22 protein-coding genes are annotated in these 18,907 nt (G+C 43.9%); 11 read left to right on the forward strand and 11 right to left on the reverse strand.

Going from position 1 to position 18,907, the window contains the following annotated elements; all coding sequences use genetic code 11:
- The first annotated feature begins 195 nt into the window (after positions 1-195).
- The 11 genes from J7K63_03805 (at position 196) to ptsP (ending at position 11,418) form a co-directional block, all read left to right on the forward strand.
- On the forward strand, positions 196-777 hold the full coding sequence (locus J7K63_03805) for a TetR/AcrR family transcriptional regulator (protein MCD6234148.1): 582 nt from the start codon (positions 196-198) through the stop codon (positions 775-777).
- 76 nt (positions 778-853) lie between these two features.
- Positions 854-1,888 (forward strand): patatin-like phospholipase family protein, encoded by a 1,035-nt coding sequence (locus tag J7K63_03810; protein ID MCD6234149.1) that lies wholly within the window; start codon positions 854-856, stop codon positions 1,886-1,888.
- 48 nt (positions 1,889-1,936) lie between these two features.
- Entirely contained in the window at positions 1,937-2,224 is a 288-nt protein-coding gene (locus tag J7K63_03815) for a polyhydroxyalkanoate synthesis regulator (protein MCD6234150.1), read from the forward strand.
- A gap of 218 nt (positions 2,225-2,442) precedes the next feature.
- Positions 2,443-4,116, forward strand: coding sequence for a 2-polyprenylphenol 6-hydroxylase (gene ubiB / locus J7K63_03820; GenBank protein ID MCD6234151.1), 1,674 nt, complete (start codon positions 2,443-2,445; stop codon positions 4,114-4,116).
- A gap of 6 nt (positions 4,117-4,122) precedes the next feature.
- Positions 4,123-5,070: a patatin-like phospholipase family protein gene (locus tag J7K63_03825; protein ID MCD6234152.1), complete on the forward strand. Its 948-nt coding sequence runs from the start codon at positions 4,123-4,125 to the stop codon at positions 5,068-5,070.
- Between the two features lie 26 nt (positions 5,071-5,096).
- Positions 5,097-5,426, forward strand: a complete 330-nt coding sequence (locus J7K63_03830) for a hypothetical protein (protein MCD6234153.1) — start codon at positions 5,097-5,099, stop codon at positions 5,424-5,426.
- 479 nt (positions 5,427-5,905) lie between these two features.
- Positions 5,906-7,267 (forward strand): phosphomannomutase/phosphoglucomutase, encoded by a 1,362-nt coding sequence (locus tag J7K63_03835; protein ID MCD6234154.1) that lies wholly within the window; start codon positions 5,906-5,908, stop codon positions 7,265-7,267.
- A gap of 63 nt (positions 7,268-7,330) precedes the next feature.
- A complete protein-coding gene (locus tag J7K63_03840) occupies positions 7,331-8,359 on the forward strand; it encodes a type 2 isopentenyl-diphosphate Delta-isomerase (GenBank protein ID MCD6234155.1) in 1,029 nt (342 codons plus the stop codon).
- Positions 8,352-9,329, forward strand: coding sequence for a polyprenyl synthetase family protein (locus J7K63_03845; GenBank protein ID MCD6234156.1), 978 nt, complete (start codon positions 8,352-8,354; stop codon positions 9,327-9,329). The genes J7K63_03840 and J7K63_03845 overlap by 8 nt, the downstream gene beginning before the upstream one ends.
- Positions 9,329-9,601: an HPr family phosphocarrier protein gene (locus J7K63_03850; GenBank protein MCD6234157.1), complete on the forward strand. Its 273-nt coding sequence runs from the start codon at positions 9,329-9,331 to the stop codon at positions 9,599-9,601. Before J7K63_03845 ends, J7K63_03850 begins: the two co-directional genes overlap by 1 nt.
- Positions 9,601-11,418, forward strand: a complete 1,818-nt coding sequence (gene ptsP / locus J7K63_03855; protein MCD6234158.1) for a phosphoenolpyruvate--protein phosphotransferase — start codon at positions 9,601-9,603, stop codon at positions 11,416-11,418. Before J7K63_03850 ends, ptsP begins: the two co-directional genes overlap by 1 nt.
- Here the strand turns inward: ptsP and rnc are convergent.
- The 11 genes from rnc to J7K63_03910 all read right to left on the reverse strand — a co-directional run.
- Positions 11,403-12,185 (reverse strand): ribonuclease III, encoded by a 783-nt coding sequence (gene rnc, locus J7K63_03860; protein ID MCD6234159.1) that lies wholly within the window; start codon positions 12,183-12,185, stop codon positions 11,403-11,405. The genes ptsP and rnc overlap by 16 nt on opposite strands.
- Before the next feature lie 55 nt (positions 12,186-12,240).
- A complete protein-coding gene (acpP, locus tag J7K63_03865; GenBank protein MCD6234160.1) occupies positions 12,241-12,477 on the reverse strand; it encodes an acyl carrier protein in 237 nt (78 codons plus the stop codon).
- A gap of 46 nt (positions 12,478-12,523) precedes the next feature.
- Positions 12,524-13,267, reverse strand: a complete 744-nt coding sequence (fabG, locus tag J7K63_03870; protein MCD6234161.1) for a 3-oxoacyl-[acyl-carrier-protein] reductase — start codon at positions 13,265-13,267, stop codon at positions 12,524-12,526.
- Positions 13,257-14,216: an ACP S-malonyltransferase gene (gene fabD, locus J7K63_03875; GenBank protein ID MCD6234162.1), complete on the reverse strand. Its 960-nt coding sequence runs from the start codon at positions 14,214-14,216 to the stop codon at positions 13,257-13,259. Before fabD ends, fabG begins: the two co-directional genes overlap by 11 nt.
- Positions 14,217-14,310: 94 nt before the next feature.
- A complete protein-coding gene (gene rpmF / locus J7K63_03880; protein MCD6234163.1) occupies positions 14,311-14,493 on the reverse strand; it encodes a 50S ribosomal protein L32 in 183 nt (60 codons plus the stop codon).
- Entirely contained in the window at positions 14,494-15,003 is a 510-nt protein-coding gene (locus J7K63_03885; GenBank protein MCD6234164.1) for a DUF177 domain-containing protein, read from the reverse strand.
- Between the two features lie 72 nt (positions 15,004-15,075).
- Positions 15,076-15,855, reverse strand: a complete 780-nt coding sequence (locus J7K63_03890) for an SPOR domain-containing protein (GenBank protein ID MCD6234165.1) — start codon at positions 15,853-15,855, stop codon at positions 15,076-15,078.
- A gap of 29 nt (positions 15,856-15,884) precedes the next feature.
- Positions 15,885-16,298: a nucleoside-diphosphate kinase gene (gene ndk, locus J7K63_03895; GenBank protein MCD6234166.1), complete on the reverse strand. Its 414-nt coding sequence runs from the start codon at positions 16,296-16,298 to the stop codon at positions 15,885-15,887.
- A 1-nt stretch (position 16,299) separates the two neighbouring features.
- Positions 16,300-17,178, reverse strand: coding sequence for a succinate--CoA ligase subunit alpha (gene sucD / locus J7K63_03900; GenBank protein ID MCD6234167.1), 879 nt, complete (start codon positions 17,176-17,178; stop codon positions 16,300-16,302).
- Positions 17,175-18,353 (reverse strand): ADP-forming succinate--CoA ligase subunit beta, encoded by a 1,179-nt coding sequence (gene sucC, locus J7K63_03905; protein ID MCD6234168.1) that lies wholly within the window; start codon positions 18,351-18,353, stop codon positions 17,175-17,177. The genes sucD and sucC overlap by 4 nt, the downstream gene beginning before the upstream one ends.
- Positions 18,354-18,368: 15 nt before the next feature.
- The coding region (locus tag J7K63_03910; protein ID MCD6234169.1) for a carbamate kinase at positions 18,369-18,907 on the reverse strand (539 nt) is incomplete at its 5' end.

Genomic DNA, 18,907 nt, shown 5'->3' on the forward strand with positions numbered 1-18,907 from the left:
AACTTAACCATTCTCCATTTCCAAGTGAATCAAAACACACAAGAAGTTTTTGACACCGGATATCTATCAACTTTTACTCAAACTGGAGTAAAAAACGTAGGGTGGCAAAAATTTCGCTAAATATTGCTTGACACTTTTTGGTATTTATCTTAAATACCGACCGTAATACTAAAATGGACGAATATTAGAGATTATGTGAAAAATAAAAGAGATCAAAAAAAACAAACAATTCTGGCAGTAGCCCAGAAATTCTTTTCTCGCTTTGGCTTTAACAAGACCACAATGGATGAAATAGCCAAGGCAGCGCGCATGGGTAAAGCAACTCTCTATCACTATTTTCGCGACAAGGAACAACTATTTTACGAGGTTGTTCGAAACGAGGCAAAAACGATGCAGGATGCTATAGCGAATGACATTCAAGATATAACCGACCCTAAAGAACGACTTCGAGTTTATATGACTGTCCGAATAGAGTATCTGAATAAATTTGCTATAGCGTACTCGGCATTAAGAGATGAATATCTTGAATATTTACCCAGCATAAAAAAGTTCCGCGCTGATTTTATAGCTTATGAAATGCGAGTACTCACTTCAATTTTCCAGGATGGTGTTGATAAAAAGATATTTTCTATAATCAATATTCATGAAATTGTAAAAATATTCATTATTACCCTGCGTGGTATAGAGATATCTCTGATTGCCGATTCAGGGTTGAGCATTGATAAACAGCAAATAGACTTATTAACAAATATGATGTTGTTTGGAATATGCAAATAAAAAAAATCTCACGTACTCGACTAAAATACATAATTGGTCGAAATATCTATAAACAAGGAAATCGAGGAGTGCAATTATGTATACTCGTCACCTTAAAATAAAACTACTGATATTGATATTATTCACTGTGTCCACCAACTCAACTATCACAGCAAATCCGAAGATTACATTGAAAAAACTGCAGGATGATTCTTTATCTATTGGGCTTGCTCTCAGCGGAGGTGCTGCCAGGGGACTTGCTCATATTGGGGTTATCAAAGCACTCGAAGAATCGGGAATAAAAGTCGATTATATCGCCGGCAGCAGCATGGGAGCTCTTATCGGCGCTGCTTACGCATCGGGAATACCAATTGACACCCTCGAAAAAATCGCCATAAACACCGATTGGGTGACAGTGGCCAAATTGTTTGTGCCGGGATTCTCGACAGCTGGTTTAGTTGACGGAAAAAGAGTCAAAGAATTTTTAGGTTCGATTTATGGAGATGTAAGAATAGAAGATTGTCCCATTCCATTTGCCGCTACAGCCGCGGATATTTCTACGGGTAAATTATATATCATAAACAGAGGGAGTCTATTAGAAGCTGTTCGAGCAAGTATTTCTATTCCCCTAGTTTTTATTCCGGTAAAATATCAAGATATTTTATTAGTTGATGGCGGACTGGTAGATCCTGTGCCTATTGATATTGTTAAAGAGATGGGCGCCGATTACATCATTGCTGTGCATGTAATTCACGGCAGTCTTGCTTCTGAAAAGGGAGAATATATTCAAATCGAAAATCCCGAACCGCAGACGTCGGCGACTTGGAAAAGTACCAGTGAATGGCTAACAAAGCAGCTTAAAATTGATAGTAATAAAGTGAAAGAGCCCAAGAAAGCCCTAATTGAAACGGAAAATAACTCGAAAACTCTGGGAATAGGCAGAATCTCGGAAAATACTTTACATATAGCCCAGGATGTTATCGCGCGACTTCAAATAGAACTATACAAACCAGATTTAGTCATCAAGCCGGATACCAGAAATATCAATTTGTATGAGTTTTATCGGGGAAAAGATGCCATTGAAATTGGATATAATGAAGCAAATAAAGTTTTGATGAGCTTACCCAATTAATTATTCATGTCCCGCCCCGGCGAGACTAAACCAAAGGAGGAATTATCGATGTTTGATTTATTCAAAAAAGCAGTGCTTATGGGTCTGGGCGCCGTTACAATCACTAAAGAGAAAGTCGAGCAAATCGTCGATGAACTCATCAAAAAGGGTGAATTGACCGAAGGTGAGCGGTCCAAAGCCATTCGCGATTTACTGATGAAAGCCCAGGAGCAGGAAAAGGCATTCAATGAAAAAGTGAGTACAGTAGTTAAGAATACCATCGAGAAATTAGACCTTGCTTCGCGGAAAGATATTGAGAGATTAGAGAAAAAGATCGATGAACTGAAGAATCAGTAATCAGTGCATCTATCCTGAGTTATTCACCGCAGAGTACGCGGAGATCGCCGAGAATTATTATTAACAATTAGTTAATCCATAATGAGGTGAGAATGAACAAGATCAAAACAAATCAAAAAATTTACTCTGTGTCCTCTGACCCGGAGGGCCTTCTCCGGAGTGAAATCTGTGGTTTGTGAATTAAGCAGGCTATGAATCACTATTACAGGTACAATTGAATGCCGTCAAACAGATTAATCCGCAACTATCGCAATCTAAAACGCTATCACCAAATTATATCCGTATTTGTCCGGTATGGATTTGGCGATATTATCAGCCGGCTCAGTCTCGATTATTTTATCCAAGCAGTTAAATATAAAAATATTAAGAAGAGTCAGTTCGAAAAAATTTCGATTGCCGCGCGTCTGCGCATGGCTTTTGAAGAATTGGGACCGACTTTTGTCAAATTTGGACAGGTACTGAGTATTCGACCGGATATGCTACCGGAAAGCTTTATTGAAGAATTTAAAAAGCTACAGGACAATGTTCCTCCATTTTCAGGTGAACAGGCGATCGAGGAAATTGAAACGCAGCTGGGAAAATCCGTTGAGGAATTATACTCATCTTTTGATGCAACACCGATAGCGTCGGCTTCAATTGCCCAGGTCCACCGTGCGATGACCAACACTCATGAACAGGTGATCATCAAGATTCAACGTCCGAATATACAGAACATGATCGACACCGATCTGCGTATTCTGTCTGATTTAGCGAAATTGATTGAAAAGAACGTCCAGGAAAGTCATCTGTTTTCTCCATGCAGAATCGTCAGTGAATTTTCGAAAACAATTCAGAGCGAACTCAATTTTTATCGGGAAGGACAGAATATTGAGCGGTTCCATAAAAATTTTGCAGATGATAAAACAGTCTATATACCGAAGGTTTATTGGGAGCTGACGACTGATCGAATTCTGACGATGGAATATATTGACGGGATTAAGATTTCGAAAGTAGACGAGCTGGAAGCGTCCGGATTGAATAAAAAAATAATTGCCATCAACGGCGCGCAATTGGTTTTAAAACAAATTTTCGAGTACGGCTTTTTTCATGCCGATCCGCATCCGGGAAATATTTTTGTCTTGCCAGACAACATAATTGCTCCGTTGGATTTCGGAATGGTGGGCAGTCTGGATGAAGAAGAAATGGAAGCTGTGGGGGCATTACTCACAGCATTTGTGAAAAAAGATGTAAAAAAGATCATCAGCGTCCTGGTCAATCTTGGGATAATGGAAAATGCACTGGATATTCGGAATTTAAAAATAGATTTATCAGATTTCCTCGACCGTTATTATCAGGTGCCTTTATTCCAGTTGGATATAGGAAAAATCCTCAATGAAATAATCGCGATTATGCGAAATCATCATATTCAATTGCCCGCTGAATTGACGTTAATGGGAAAAGCCCTGGTCACCGAGGAAAGCGTCGGTCGAACATTGGATCCGGAATTTGACATGGTTTCTCTGGCGAAACCTTATGTGGAAAAAATGATGATTCGTAAACTGGATCCTCGCCGACATTTACGGGATTTTTCCGACACTCTCGATGAATTTATCCGTCTCTTCAAAATATTACCCTCTGAAATCAGGGTGATTACAGCAAAAGTGAAAACCGGTGAGATCAAAATCCAGTTTGAGCATCGCGGCCTGGATAATCTTATCGCGGGATTGAACCGCACTGGTAATCGTCTATCGTTTAGTTTAATCGTTGCCGCACTTATTATCGGCTCTTCGCTGATAGCGCATAGTGAAAAGGGTCCGCAAATCCATGATTTGTCCGTTTTGGGAATTTTCGGCTATCTCATCGCCGCTTTTTTTGGGCTGTGGCTTGTAATAACAATTTTCAGGAACAGATAAAGTAATATGATTGGCAAATTTCTTGAAAATAAAAAAGTCGGTTTGGTTCTTGGTAGTGGATCGGCAAAAGGACTGTCTCATATCGGTGTCATTAAATACCTCGAAGAACACGGCATCAGGATTGATTTTATCGCTGGCAGTAGTATCGGCGCCATGATTGGTGGCGCTTATGCCGCGGGAGTAAGCATTAATGAAATTGAATCTATTGCACTCAAAACCGATTTGGCTTCATCGGTGAAATATTTTAGACCGACTATTTCGAAATCCGGTCTGATAAGCGGATCAAAAGTAAAAGAATTTCTAAAAGATATAGTCGGAGATATAGAAATTGAAAATCTTAAAATTCCTTTTGCAGCGACAGGGACTGATATTTTCACCGGACAGGAAATTACTTTTAACAAAGGGTATCTGGTTGAGGCAATCCGAGCCAGTATTTCAGTGCCGATCATTTTCCAGCCGGTAATTCACGAAGACAAAATATTGGTTGATGGCGGTTTAGTTAATCCTCTCCCTATCAACGTCGTCCAAAACATGGGGGCTGATTTTGTCATAGCTGTAAACGTGATGCCATCATTGGATAGGATAATTCCAAATAACCGGCAGAAGGATAATCCAATTTTACAGGCATTCCGCAAAGGCGGGACAGACAAGGCATCTGCGATAGGGAAATATTTGGATGTTCTAAACCTCGATGCTAAATGGTTCGAACGGTTGTTTAATAAGAAAAGGACTTACAGGATTCCTAATTTAAAAAAGATAGGAAGCCTTTCTATTTATATTACCCAAAGGAAATTGGCGCAACTTACCATCGAAACGTATCGATCTGACATATTGATTGAACCAAATATCCCTTTTGCTGGTTTTTTTGATTTCTACAAAGCCAGGGAAATAATCGATATCGGCTATAAAGCCGCTCAAAAAGCTTTCTGTGAAAACAAACTTTTAACAAAATAACAAACTGTTCAAAGGAGGAAAAAATTATGAACACAAAAGATCTGGCAAAATTAGGAATAACCGAGTTATGCATGATGATGATTAATAATAGTTCAGTAAGGAAGATGGCTGTTCCTATCATCGACAACAAAATCCGAAAAGCAAACACCTATGATGACAAGACTACCTTTTCAGCAGAAAAATATGCTCATTACTGCTTCTTCCGCAATCTTTTGAGAACTTTAGGTAAACGAATGGATGAACCGACAGAAGAGGCTTTGAAAAGCAAAGAGTATCATCAACAAATGATAAAATATGATGAAGAACTTGCGAAGCTGTTAGACCCTGTCTGGAAAAAAGATTTTAGCAATAAATAAGGAATATTGAATATTAAGTCTGGATAATTGAGAGAGTAAATAATTTAACAAAACCTACCAGGGTAGTGTAATTTTCTTTCTGTAAAAAGGCTCAAAGTTTTTCAAATTCAGATAAAGAACAAAAGAAAAAGAAAAATCCCGGACTTCAGTCCGGGGGATTGTGGCGTCATCAGTCACCAATCGTCAGTTCCCAAGCCCCCAACACCCGCTGATCCATGCAAACACACCAGCCGCAAAGCGGCACCCGGTCACCGAGGAGGCCGTCTGCCCGATGGACGGTGGACATATCGAGGTGCAAACTTTTTAAAAATGATTGGTTTGATCTGAGGATTGGTAACCGGAAAAATTCTATCATGTAGCCCTCTCTCCATCCTCCTTCCGCCCTTCCGTTCTTCCACTCTCCCATAAAATTACTGTCTAAACAATCAGGATTTCTTAAATTAACTTAATATGAAAAGTATGAAAAAACGGAGAGAATCATGAATCCTTTTATCTTTCGGGAGTATGACATCAGGGGAATCGTTCAGGAGGACTTCACGGATGAAGTCGTTATCAATTTGGGGAAGGGTTTCGGAACCTGGCTGGTGCGTCACGGTGCCAAATCCATGAATCTGAGCGGTGATGTCCGCGATACAACCCCCCGCCTGAAAAAACTCTTTGCAAAAGGTGTTTTATCCACCGGTATTGATGTGATTGATATCGGAATCCTCCCGACACCCCTCAACTATTACAGTCTGTTCAAGCGGGATGTGGATGCCGGTGTACAGATTACAGGAAGTCACAATCCTCCTGAATTCAACGGTTTTAAATTATCCTACCAGAAAAAGGCTTTCTTCGGCGAACGAATTCAGGAAATCCGGAAACTGATCGAACAGAAGGATTTTGAAACCGGCAAAGGAAAGTTGTCGGAGGATAACCGGATTAAAGAAGAATATATTGAAGAAGTTACACAGGGCATTACACTGGAAAGACCGTTGAAAGTCGTTCTCGATTCAGGAAACGCTGCCGGTGGTATGGTTGCCCCGGAACTTTTTCGCCGCCTTGGCGCAGAGGTGACAGAACTCTATTGTGATGTGGATCCTTCTTTTCCCAATCATCATCCGGATCCCACAGTAGAAAAAAATGTAAAAGATTTAATGAAAATGATGGCAACGGGAAAATATGACCTGGGTGTTGCCTTTGACGGTGATGCTGACCGGATCGGGGTGGTTGACGATAAGGGCCGCATTATCTGGGCGGATCAGGTGATGAGTATATTCCTCCGGGAAATGATAAAAAAACCGGGGACACCCATTGTATTTGATGTAAAGTGTTCACAGGTTCTGGAAGACGAAATCCGCCGGTTGGGCGGTGAACCACTCATGTGGAAAACAGGACACAGTCTGCTGAAACAGAAGATGCTGGATTCAGGCGCTCCCTTTGGCGGAGAAATGAGCGGCCATATCTTTATCAAAGACGGATATTACGGCTACGACGATGCTATTTATGTAGCAGTACGCTTTGCGCAGCTTTTATCACGTTCCGATAAACCCCTCTATGCTTATTATGACGAACTCCCCAAATTTGTCTCTACCCCGGAAATCCGCCTGGCGGCTGAATCGGATACAGCCAAGTTTGAGATAGCGAAAAAAGCTGTGGACTATTTCAGTCAGCGCTACGATTGTATCACTGTAGATGGTGTCCGGGTGAAATTTGAAGATGGGTGGGGACTTGTGAGAGCATCCAATACACAACCCATCATTGTTGTGCGTTTTGAAGCCCGGACCGAAAAAAGGCTGAAAGAAATCCAAAATCTCATAATGAATAAACTGGCGGAATTCGGAACTTTAAAAGAAGAATGATCATTACTGCGGGGATCATGAATCCCCGTTTGTTTCTTCAGGGAAAAATTTACGAGAGCAATAATGAGCACACGGGAACGGAAAGACGAACACCTGGAATTATTCAAACGGTTTGATTTATCCGTGACAGGGTCAACAAACGGGTTTGAAAACTGGGACTGGGTTCCGGCAGAAACAGCCGGGATCCAATATGACCGTGTGGATACATCCCTTTCATTTCTGGGCTATTCCATCTCTTTTCCGTTGATGATTGCAGCCATATCCGGAGGATCGGAGGAAGGGAATAAACTTAACGAAGCTTTGGCAGAGTGTGCTGAAATTGAAAAAATCCCTCTTGGAATCGGATCAGTCCGAAGTTTTCTGGAAAATCATGAAGGCCTTTCAGTCTTACAGCAGCTTCGAAAGATTGCTCCAGACATTCCACTCATCAGTAATATCGGCATCACTCAGCTCAGGGATCCACATCTCAGAAGAAAATTACCGGCACTCACCCGGGACGGACAGTTTGATGCCATAGCAGTCCATTTCAACAAAATTCAGGAGTTGATACAGCCGGAAGGGGACACAGACTTCACGGGTATCACGGATGCGCTGAGTTGTCTTATTGAAGAATCGGATATTCCCATCATTGCCAAACAGGTAGGTCATGGATTTTCCGGGAATGATATCCGGCAATTATGGCAAACCGGCATCCGTTTTTTGGATCTTGGAGGGCGGGGAGGCACTTCCTGGGCCAAGGCTGAACGATTGCGAAAAGGAGATGTTACGGAAAAGGATCCTTTTGATACCTGGGGACTTTCAACAGCCCATTGTCTGAAAACGGCCCTGGAGATATGTCCCGGGATGTTCTGTATTGCCGGTGGAGGAATCCATACGGGGCACGATGTGGCAAAAGGAATTGCTCTGGGCGCTCGTCTCTGCTCTTCTGCCAATACCGTGTATCAGGCTTATCATAAAAATGGCAGGGAAGGCATCCTTAACACCCTTCGGCACATGAGGACAGTATTAAAGCAAATTATGTATTTAACCGGGTGTTCCACATTAACAACATTCCGAAACAACCCAAATATATTGAGACAAAACCGTGACTGATTTTAAAAGATACTACGGGCAATATGTTTCCTGGTTCAATGATCAGTTGAATGCTTGTCTCTTACCGGAAAAACCCGAAGATTTATATGGTCCCATCCGCTACGCTTTCCATGCCGGAGGAAAACGGATCAGACCTGCTTTATTGGCAGCTATGGCAGACAGTTACGGAATCAGTCGGGAAAGCTCTCGTTTTCCCGCCATGGCGGTTGAAATGATCCATCTTTTTTCACTGATTCATGATGATATTATGGATAATGACAACATGCGCCACGGCAAACCGGCCATCCACGTCCAATGGGATATTAATACCGGCATCCTTTCCGGAGATGCATTATTCACCCTGGCATTTCAGACAATCTTAAAGAGTGACCTGTCTGTCCGAAACGCCATCCTGCCGGTATTTATCCAATCCATCCTCCACGTTTGTGAAGGCCAGAGCTACGATTTATCCTTTGAGCCATCGGAAACAGTCCGGATTGAAGATTATCTTCAGATGATTGAATTAAAAACCGGCCGCTTACTCAGTGGAGCAGCTCAGATCGGGGCGTTGCTGGGAAATGCCGGTGAGGAGGATATTCAGATCATTGAAGCGGTGATTCTTGCAACCGGAAGAGCCTTTCAGTTGCAGGATGACTTACTGGAACTCACCAGTAATCCGGAAAATATGGGAAAAAGTCTGGGAAGTGATCTGATTGAGAAGAAGAAGACATTCCTTTTGCTTACGGCTTACTCCCTGTGCAATGAAAAAGAGAGAAGCCATCTTGATTCTATGCTGACACCTGACTATATTTCCAAAAATGGCATAAGCAGAATCAGGGACTTTTTCGAATCGCTGGGCGCGGTGAGAAAAACCGAAGAACGAATTGAACAGGAAATTGACAGGGCTTACAGGCTGGCCGGAAAATTACCGGACAGTCAGAAAAAGCTCATTCGCTCATTCACATCATTCATTATGAGCAGGACCAAATAATGACAGAAGCAGAATTTCAAATTAAAAACAAACAGGGACTTCACGCCAGACCGGCAACAGCACTGGTTGGACTGGCTTCCAAATTCAGTTCCGATATATTCTTAAGTCGTGGAGAGAAACGAATCAATGCTAAATCGATCCTCGGTATTCTGGTCTTAGCAGCCGAAAAAGGGACTACACTGAAAGTTCAGGCAGATGGGGAAGATGAAGAAGAGGCGGTCAAAGCCATCGTTGAACTGGCAAACAACAAATTTGGTATGACGGAAGAATAGTGACAGTATCCAACGAAAGAATCAAAGGAATCACAGCCGCACCAGGCATTGCCATTGGCAAAGCTCTGATTTATCGTCCCCATGAAATCGATTTTATTCCCAAAACAAAAATCTCATTGAATGATATTGACTCGGAAATGGAGCGCCTGAACGAGGCACGGAATACGGTTCTGAGTGAGCTTGAACAAATTCGTGAACATATTGAAAAACGCCTGGGATCCAATTACGCCGAGCTGATCAATGCCCAGATCTCCATTCTAATGGATCATCATATTGATGACGAGGTCAGGAACTACATGAGGGAGAACCTGGTGCATGTCCCCATTGCCTACCGGGGGGTCATGAACGTTTATATTCAAATGCTGGATGACGGCGAATCGGCTTTCTTCCAAGAGAGAATTCTGGATATCAGGGATGTTAAACAGCGCGTACTGCGGGTCCTCCTGTCTGAAACCGTCGAACCCTTATCCAATCATAGCGATGAGCCGGTTATTTTAATTACGAAATATCTTATGCCCGGTGATATCATCATCTTATCCGACGGTAATGTCCAGGGATTTGTTTCTGAACTCGGCGGAGCCACCTCACACACATCCATTTTAGCAAGATCACTGAAAATACCCATGATCGTGGGGGTTCCCAATATTGCAAACGACACCTTGTCCGGTGAAACCCTGATTGTTGACGGATACAAGGGTGAACTGATTATTCATCCCGACCATGAAACGGAGCATCTTTATAAACATCAGATCAAACGCCTACAAAAGCTGAGCACGTATTATGCCGAACATAAGAATGACAGGACAGTCACGACGGACGGAAAAACGGTGCATCTGGCGGCAAACGTCAGTCTTCCTGTTGAATTGAAAGGACTGGAAGAATTTGGCGGTCAGGGGATCGGGTTATACAGAAGTGAGTATTTGTATTTAATGAAGCACACTCTGCCTACGGAAGATGAACTTTTTCAGGAATATGTCACCATGGTTCGTTTTCTTAAAAACAAGCCTGTCGTATTGCGAACCATTGATTTGGGTGGCGACAAAATCGCCTCTATTCTTGAGCAGGAATTGCTTCACGAAGATAACCCGAATATGGGATACCGGGCTATCCGGATCTGCCTGGACCGGCCGGACATTTTTATCACCCAGCTGAAAGCCATGCTCCGGGCATCACACTATGGAAAAGTACAAATCATGTTTCCCATGATTTCGCAACTGGAAGAGCTGGAACTGGCTATTCATCATTTTGAAACAGCAAAAGAGATATTACGCAAAGAAAAGGTCCCCTTTGATGAAAACTGCGAAATCGGCATCCTGATTGAAGTCCCTTCAGCAGCCCTCATGATGGATAAACTCGCCGAAAAAGTCGATTTTATCTCCATAGGAACCAATGACCTCATCCAATACATGCTGGCAGTAGACCGGGGCAATGAGAAAGTAAATCACATTTATTGTCATTATGATCCCGTCATGATACGGACGATTCAGTGGATTATACGTTCGGGGCATCATCATGAAGTTCCCGTATCCGTGTGTGGTGAAATGGCCGGAGATCCCCTGTCCATTTTATTTTTGGTCGGCCTTAATATCGACATGCTGAGTGTGAGTCCCATTTTTCTCGGACCTGTTCGCGAAATAATCCGGGGTTTATCATTCAAGGAATTGCAGAATTTGGTCCAAAAATTACTAAAAATGGATAAACGTCAGGATATTTACTCTGCATTAAAAGAGAGTTTCATCTCATTTTTCCCCGACTGGGAAAAGCGTTTTGGAGAATCACTTATCACTGAAAATACAGGACTTCAGGATGACGACTGATTTTTTTCTTCTTCCCTGATACGTCCCAGGGCAAATCGTGCCGCCTCCTGAGCTGCAGACTTTTTATTTTTACCTGTCCCCGTACCATACACTTCGCCATTTACGATGACACTGATTTCAAAATCCTTCCCGTGTTCTGGTCCGTTTTCGCTGATCACTTTAAAAACCGGTTCGGGCAAACCGTTTTTCTGGCAATATTCATACAGGTTGCCTTTATAATTCTGTGTATCCGGGGCAGGTATGTACTTATGATGGTTAATCAGCAAGGTCTGATGGATAAAATCAGAGGCAACCTGATATCCGCCATCCAGATACAAGGCACCGGTAAAAGATTCATAAAGATCTGACAACACAGAATGGAGGGTCCGCAAATTATCCTTTTCTCCTCCCCTTCCTAAAATCATGAGATCTCCAAAGCCCAGTTTCGTAGAGACCTTAGACAGTGTGGTACGGTTAACCAGTTTTGAACGCATCTGCGTCAGCTTCCCTTCGGAATAATCGGGAAATTTATGGAAAAGAAAACGGCTGACTACAAGTTCCAGTACGGCATCACCCAGAAATTCCAATCGCTCATAACTATCATCACGGGTCTGGGTTTCGGGATCAATAGCCGAAGCATGTAAAAAAGCTTGATTTAAGAGATCCGGATCCTGGAAACGATAGGGAAACAAACGGTAAATTTTATCTCCCAGACAGGCTTTCTTGTCCCGGGAAAGCAAACGGGAAATTTTATGGGAAATTTTACGAAACAGGGATTGTGATGTCATTGACATAATCCTGGAAGGCCGTGCACAGAAAATATGGACTGTGTATCAGGTTCGTTCAGACGTTCGTCTGGAGGTAGAGAAAAACATCACCAACAGATTTGAGTTTGTCTACATCTTCATCGGAGATGGTAATGCCATATTCCTCTTCCAGAAACATGATCAATTCCACGGTATCCAGAGAATCCGCTTCCAGATCTTCAATAAAGCGGGCTTCCGGTGTAATTTTTTTTTCGTCGATATTTAACTTTTCAGCTACTTTGGTTTTCAGTTCTTCAAAAGTCACATGAGCCATGTTTATCTCCTTCGTGTATCTACAGTTTATTGCACTTCCGGGTTCGTCACATCGACAGGCCGCCATCCACCACAAAAGTCTGTCCGGTAATATAAGCGGCATCTTCCGAGGCAAGAAAAATTGCCAGGCCGGAAACATCCCGGGGTAACCCAAAACGTTTCATGGGAATGGAATTTAAGAAATTTTCTTTTACCTGATCGGGCAAATCTTTGGTCATATCGGTCTCGATAAAACCCGGGGCAATTACATTAACGCGAATATTTTTTCCGGCGACTTCCCGCGCCAGGGTTTTGGTCAGGGCAATCACACCGGCCTTAGAGGCACTGTAATTGGCTTGCCCCACATTACCGTGGAGTCCTACAACCGAACTGATATTTATTACAGATCCGCCATGTTGTGCCATCATCATCCGAATAGCCCTGCGACACATATAAAATGTTCCATTCAAATTTACACGTATCACAGCATCCCAGTCACTATCTTTCATTCGGACAGCCAGTTGATCCCGAGTAATCCCTGCAGCATTCACCAAACAATCCAGCGTGGTAAAACGGGACTTTATTTCTGCAAATAAAGTGTCAACCTTCATGGATTCGGAAATATCACATTGCATAGGTGTTACAGGTCCATATATTGATAAATTTTCGGCAGCTGCCGAAAGCCGCTCAGGATTTTTCCCCACGATAATAACATGGGAACCGGATTTAAGAAAATGCTCGGCAACGTCATAGCCGATGCCCCGGCTACCTCCCGATATCAGGATATTTTTGTCTTTCAAATCACTCTTCATGTTCCAGCACCGCCAGATCCCCGCACAAATCCTGAAGGTCCGGACATTCTGAGACCCCCTTTACTTCCACATCCGGATTGATACGGTGAATCAGTCCCTGAAGCACCTTGCCCGGTCCTACCTCAACAAAGCACTCATGTCCGTCGGCAATCATCCGGTTAATCTGATCCACAAAAAGGACGGGGTTTTCAATTTGGTTAATGAGATTTTTTCTGATTTCATCAGGTGTTTCAGCGATGTGTCCATTCACATTGCAATACACCGGGATATTCGGCGTATGGAATGGAATATCATATATGATTTTTTCCAATGTATCTTTGGCCGGAGCCATCAGATGGGAATGAAAAGCACCGCTGACATCAAGCTGAATAGCCCGGGTTGCACCCAGTTCTTTTGCAATTTTCATGGCTGCCTGGACCGCTTCCACATCACCGGAAATGACAATTTGCCCCGGTGAATTGATATTGGCAATTTGGGCACGCCCATATTTTGTCGCCTGCTGACAGGCTTCTTCAACCTTTTCCCTTTCCAGTTTCAATATAGCGGCCATGGCTCCGGGATTTTGTTCTCCGGCAATTTGCATGGCTTCACCACGGACGTTGACAAGACGGAGTCCATCCTCAAAAGAAAATACACCGGCAGCATAGAGAGCGGAATATTCACCAAGGCTGTGTCCGGCCGTCGCATGATAGGGAAAATCTAATTTTTTCATAAGTGTAAACAAGACTGACGAAACAGTATAAATTGCAGGCTGGGTAATTCGGGTCTGAGTTAAATCGGAAAGTGGTCCGTTGAAACATTTATCAACTAAATCATATCCGACAATGTCATTCGCTGAATCAAACATTTTCTTTGCCGGGGGAAAAGCCCGATAGAGATCCCGCCCCATCCCGACAACTTGAGAGGCCTGGCCGGGAAAGACAAGGGCGGTTTTTAATGTGGAATCCATTGTACGTCTCCTCTGTGCAACATACAAACAGAAAAGCGGATAATAATCCGCTTCACTGTTTTTTATCGTTGATCTATGGAGAAAAAAGTCATCATTAACTTTCTTTCGGTGTAATCACCGGTCTCCCTTTATAATAACCACAGTTGGGACACACATGATGGGGTAATTTTGCGTGTCCGCATTGGGGACAGTTCTGATAGGCAGGGGCATCCACCGTATAGTGTGTCCGCCTTTTTGCACTCCGTGCATGAGAATGTCTTCTTTTAGGATTCGCCATCTAATTCTCCGAATTTTCAATTTTCATTTTTAATGCTCTCAGTTTGTCCCACCGGGGATCCGGACTGCTTGATTCATGGGAACAGGTTTCCCTGTTCAGGTTAGCTCCGCATACAGGACATAGCCCCTTACAATCAGGACGGCACCGTTTCTGTATCGGCAAAGCCAGTAAAAGCTGATCGCGGACAAAATCACTGAAATCGATACTCAGTGTTTTCGGGGAAATATAAAGGACTTCCTCCTCATCGGGAACTTCCGGTACCGGACCACTGTCTACCACCACTTCAAAATGCTCTTTAAAGTGGCGTTCGAATTCATCCAGACAGATATCGCAGGTCAGGCGGACATCCACCTCCAGTGTCCCCCGGGCAAAATATTTTTGACCCAGTGCATAGATGTAGATGGATGCAGTAACCCGTCCGAACTGTTCCGGGAGTCCAATGGCTGCCGATCGCTCATCAAATTCAAAGAGCTTTTCCTCATGGGAAATATGTGAGAGCAATATTTCCATTAGCCGGTTAAATTATTATATCCTTGAATAAGAGTCAAGACGGAAAGTAAACCTTACACAACACTGTGGGTTTTAGTAATCTTTGCGCATATAATCAATCCAGGTATCCTGTCCGGTTTTTTCCTTAATCTGTTCAGCCACTTTCCGTGCATCGGCCCGGTTTGTAAAATTCCCTACACGCACCCGGTACCACACCTTATCCGTATGACTCAGGTAAGCATTCTGGATATACGCATCAAATCCGGCATCCTGCAGTTCCTTCATGGCTTTTTGAGCCGTTTTGTAACTGGTCCAACTGGATACCTGGATTGTATACCGGCTTTTATCACTGGGAATTCTGTTGGCTGCTTCCTGGGCGGACATATTAGGTGATGGTTTGCTTACAGGCGGTTTGAAAGATTTTTTCTGTTCAGCTGTCGGCTCAGGTGCAGGTTGCCAGGTCTCCTCTTCCGTCACTTCAGCAGGTTTTTCAGGTTCAACCGGTTTTTCTTCAACCACTTCGGAGGTTTCCTCTTCTGTCTCTCCGGCCAATGTGATTTCATAAATAAAGCTCTCATCCGTTTCTTTGCCGGTTTCATCAATCATCACAACGATTACTTCATAAGTTCCGGGGACATCCGGGACGAAGGTTACCGCTTCCGCGTAATCCGAAGGTTCAAAATCACGGGGATCCAAACGGGATTCAGCCGGTTTTTTCTTAAATGCCCACTGAAACTGGGTCACGTTTTCCGTGTCTTTCTGAATGGTAACATCAATGGGTTCACCAACCGTACCGTGATATTTCTTGGCACATGCGGAAAAAATCAGCAAAACTCCTAAAAGCAAAACTATAGCAAAAAGGACCTTTTTCATGATAACCTCCTGTTAGATAATGAATACTATTAAATAAGGTCAATATTTGCAAAGAAAAAAGCAATTTCTTTTTTTGCATTTTCCGGGGAATCGGAGCCATGCACTGCGTTTCGTCGGTTATCTTCTCCATATTTATGCCGGATGGTCCCTTCTTCTGCTTTCCGGGCATCTGTTTCACCGATGATAGCCCTGAATGCATCCACGGCATTTTCTTTTTCCAGCACGAGGGCAACGGAAGGACCGCTTGTCATGAACTCAATCAGGGGTTTGAAAAAAGGTTTGTGTTTGTGTATCTTGTAGAAACTCTTCGCCTGTTTTTCTGTCAACTGCACCTTACGTATTCCATGAATCACAAATCCGGCCTGAATACAATCATCCATGATTTTGCCGGTATATCCTTTTAAAACGGCGTCAGGTTTGATAATACACAGTGTATAATCCATTCTACTTCCTTTCCTTTATCTGATCATGGAGTGTTTTTCCCATCAGAGCAGGATTTTCAATGACGCAGATTCCTGCTTCCTGAAGCTGCTTCATTTTATCGGAAGCCTTCCCTTTTCCACCGCTGATAATGGCACCGGCATGACCCATCCGTTTTCCGGGCGGGGCAGTTTGTCCGGCAATAAATGCCGCAAGGGGCTTTGTAAAATGATTTTTCGCCCAATCAGCAGCCTCTTCTTCTGCTGTTCCTCCAATTTCACCAATCATGAGAACGGCTTCTGTTTGATCGTCCTCTTCGAAAAGCTGCAAAAGGTCCGTGTACCGGGTACCAATAATCGGGTCGCCGCCAATACCAACGGCTGTGGATTGCCCAAATCCTTCTTCAACAACCTGGGCAACGGCTTCATACGTCAGAGTTCCGGACCGGCTGAGAATGCCTATACTTCCCTCTTTATGAATAAATCCGGGCATGATACCCGCTTTGGATTTCCCCGGTGAAATCACACCCGGACTGTTCGGGCCGATAAGTCTTGCAGAGGTATCTTTTAAAAAAGTTTTAACTTTTATCATATCCTGGACAGGAATCCCCTCTGTCACGCAGATAATCCAGTCCACCCCTGCAGCTGCCGCCTCCATAATACCATCTGCGGCAAAGGGTGGCGGGACAAAGAGGATGGATACATTGGCTCCTTCTTTATCGACGGCTTCCTGCACTGTATTGAAAACGGGAACACCCTGCTCGGTGTTTCCACCTTTTCCGGGCGTTACACCGGCAACAACCTGCGTGCCATATTCCAGCATCTGTGCCGTATGAAACTGACCCTCTTTACCCGTAATTCCCTGTACGACAATCCGGGAGGATGTATCCAGTATAATACTCATGATTTTTCTCCTCTTTCTTCAGTTGCCCGAACAACCTTTTGCGCCGCATCCGCCAGAGTATCCGCCACAATAAATGAGAGGGGACTCTCCCTGAGCAATGTGGCGGCTTCTTCGGAGTTGGTTCCCCTGAGTCGTACCACCACCGGAATGTGAACATCCACGGTATTGAGCGCTTCAATAATCCCCCGGGCAACACGGTCACACCGGACAATCCCACCGAAAATATTGATAAGAATTGCCTTAACACCGGGATCTGAGACGATAATCTGAAATCCTTTTGCCACAGTTTCGACGCTGGCTCCTCCGCCAATATCCAGAAAATTAGCCGGATTTCCACCATAGTGTTTAATGATGTCCATCGTCGCCATGGCCAGACCGGCCCCATTCACCATGCACCCTACATTTCCCGTCAGAGGGATATAACTTAAACCGGCATCTTCAGCGATTCGTTCACCCTCTTCCAAATCTGATGTGTCCTTATAAATCGCCAGCTCTTTATGCCGATACAGAGCGTTTTCATCAAAATTAATTTTGGCATCAAGAGCAATTAAAAAAGATTCATCGGTCAGTACCAGGGGATTGATTTCCACCAGAGAAGCATCCAGCTCCGTATAGAGCCGTATCAGGTTTTCAAAAATCTTTCCCGCCATTTCCCCTTCCTGACGGGAGAGTTTAAGAGCCTCCTCAAGCCGGCGTTTTTGAAAAGGGAGCAATCCTGTTGCAGGATGAATGGGTTCGATATGGATTTTCCCCGGTGACTCCTTCGCTACCTTTTCGATATCCATCCCCCCCTCCGTGGATGCCATCAGGATGTTTTTCCCCGAGGACCGGTCAGTAATCATACTTACATAAAATTCCTTCCGGATATGTATTCCCTCTTCTACAAGAAGGGTTCGGATTTTTTTTCCACCTCCTCCGGTCTGATGTGTGATCAGACTTTTCCCCAGCAATTCGCGACTTGTATCAGCGACCTCATCAGCCGTATGAACAATTCTCACACCGCCGGCCTGTCCCCGCCCACCGGCATGGACCTGTGCTTTGACAACGAATGTATTTGTTCCAAGCCATTCGGCAACGGAGCGGGCTTTTTCAACAGTCCTGGCAATATCACCCCGGGGAACGGGAATATGATATTTTTGAAAGAGTTCCTTTGCCTGATATTCGTGTATCTTCATAAATCCTCCTGTCAATCAGTCGGGGATGATGCGCGTTCCGGCCAAACCATTCAGGGCATCTTCAATCCGGTCCAGGGAAGTAATTGTGACCGATTTTCCACCTTGTTCAAGAAAATGTATCGCTCCATGGATTTTGGGCCCCATGGATCCGGGAGGAAAATGTCCCTCCCGATCAAATTTCTTCGCTTCGGAAAGGGTGATTTTTGAAAGATATGTTTCCTGAGGTGTACCGAAATGAATGGCGACCTGATCCACTCCCGTGAGTATAAAAAGTTCATCAGCTCTGATTTCGTCAGCCAGTACGGCACTTGCCAGATCTTTATCAATCACCGCATCAAAACCCTCCAGATGCCCCTTTTCGTCATAATAAACGGGGATACCCCCGCCTCCGGCAGCAATGACGATGGCACCGCCGTCAATCAGATGACGGATAAGGCGGGAATTGATAACCTTTACCGGTTGGGGTGACGGCACCACGCGTCGCCAGCCTTTTCCGTCCACATACCGGACTTTCCAGCCGTGTTTCTTTATCAGAGGCTGAATTTCTTTCTCTG

This window comes from Candidatus Neomarinimicrobiota bacterium, assembly GCA_021157965.1.
Taxonomy (GTDB): Bacteria; Fidelibacterota; Fidelibacteria; order Fidelibacterales; family Fidelibacteraceae; genus Fidelibacter.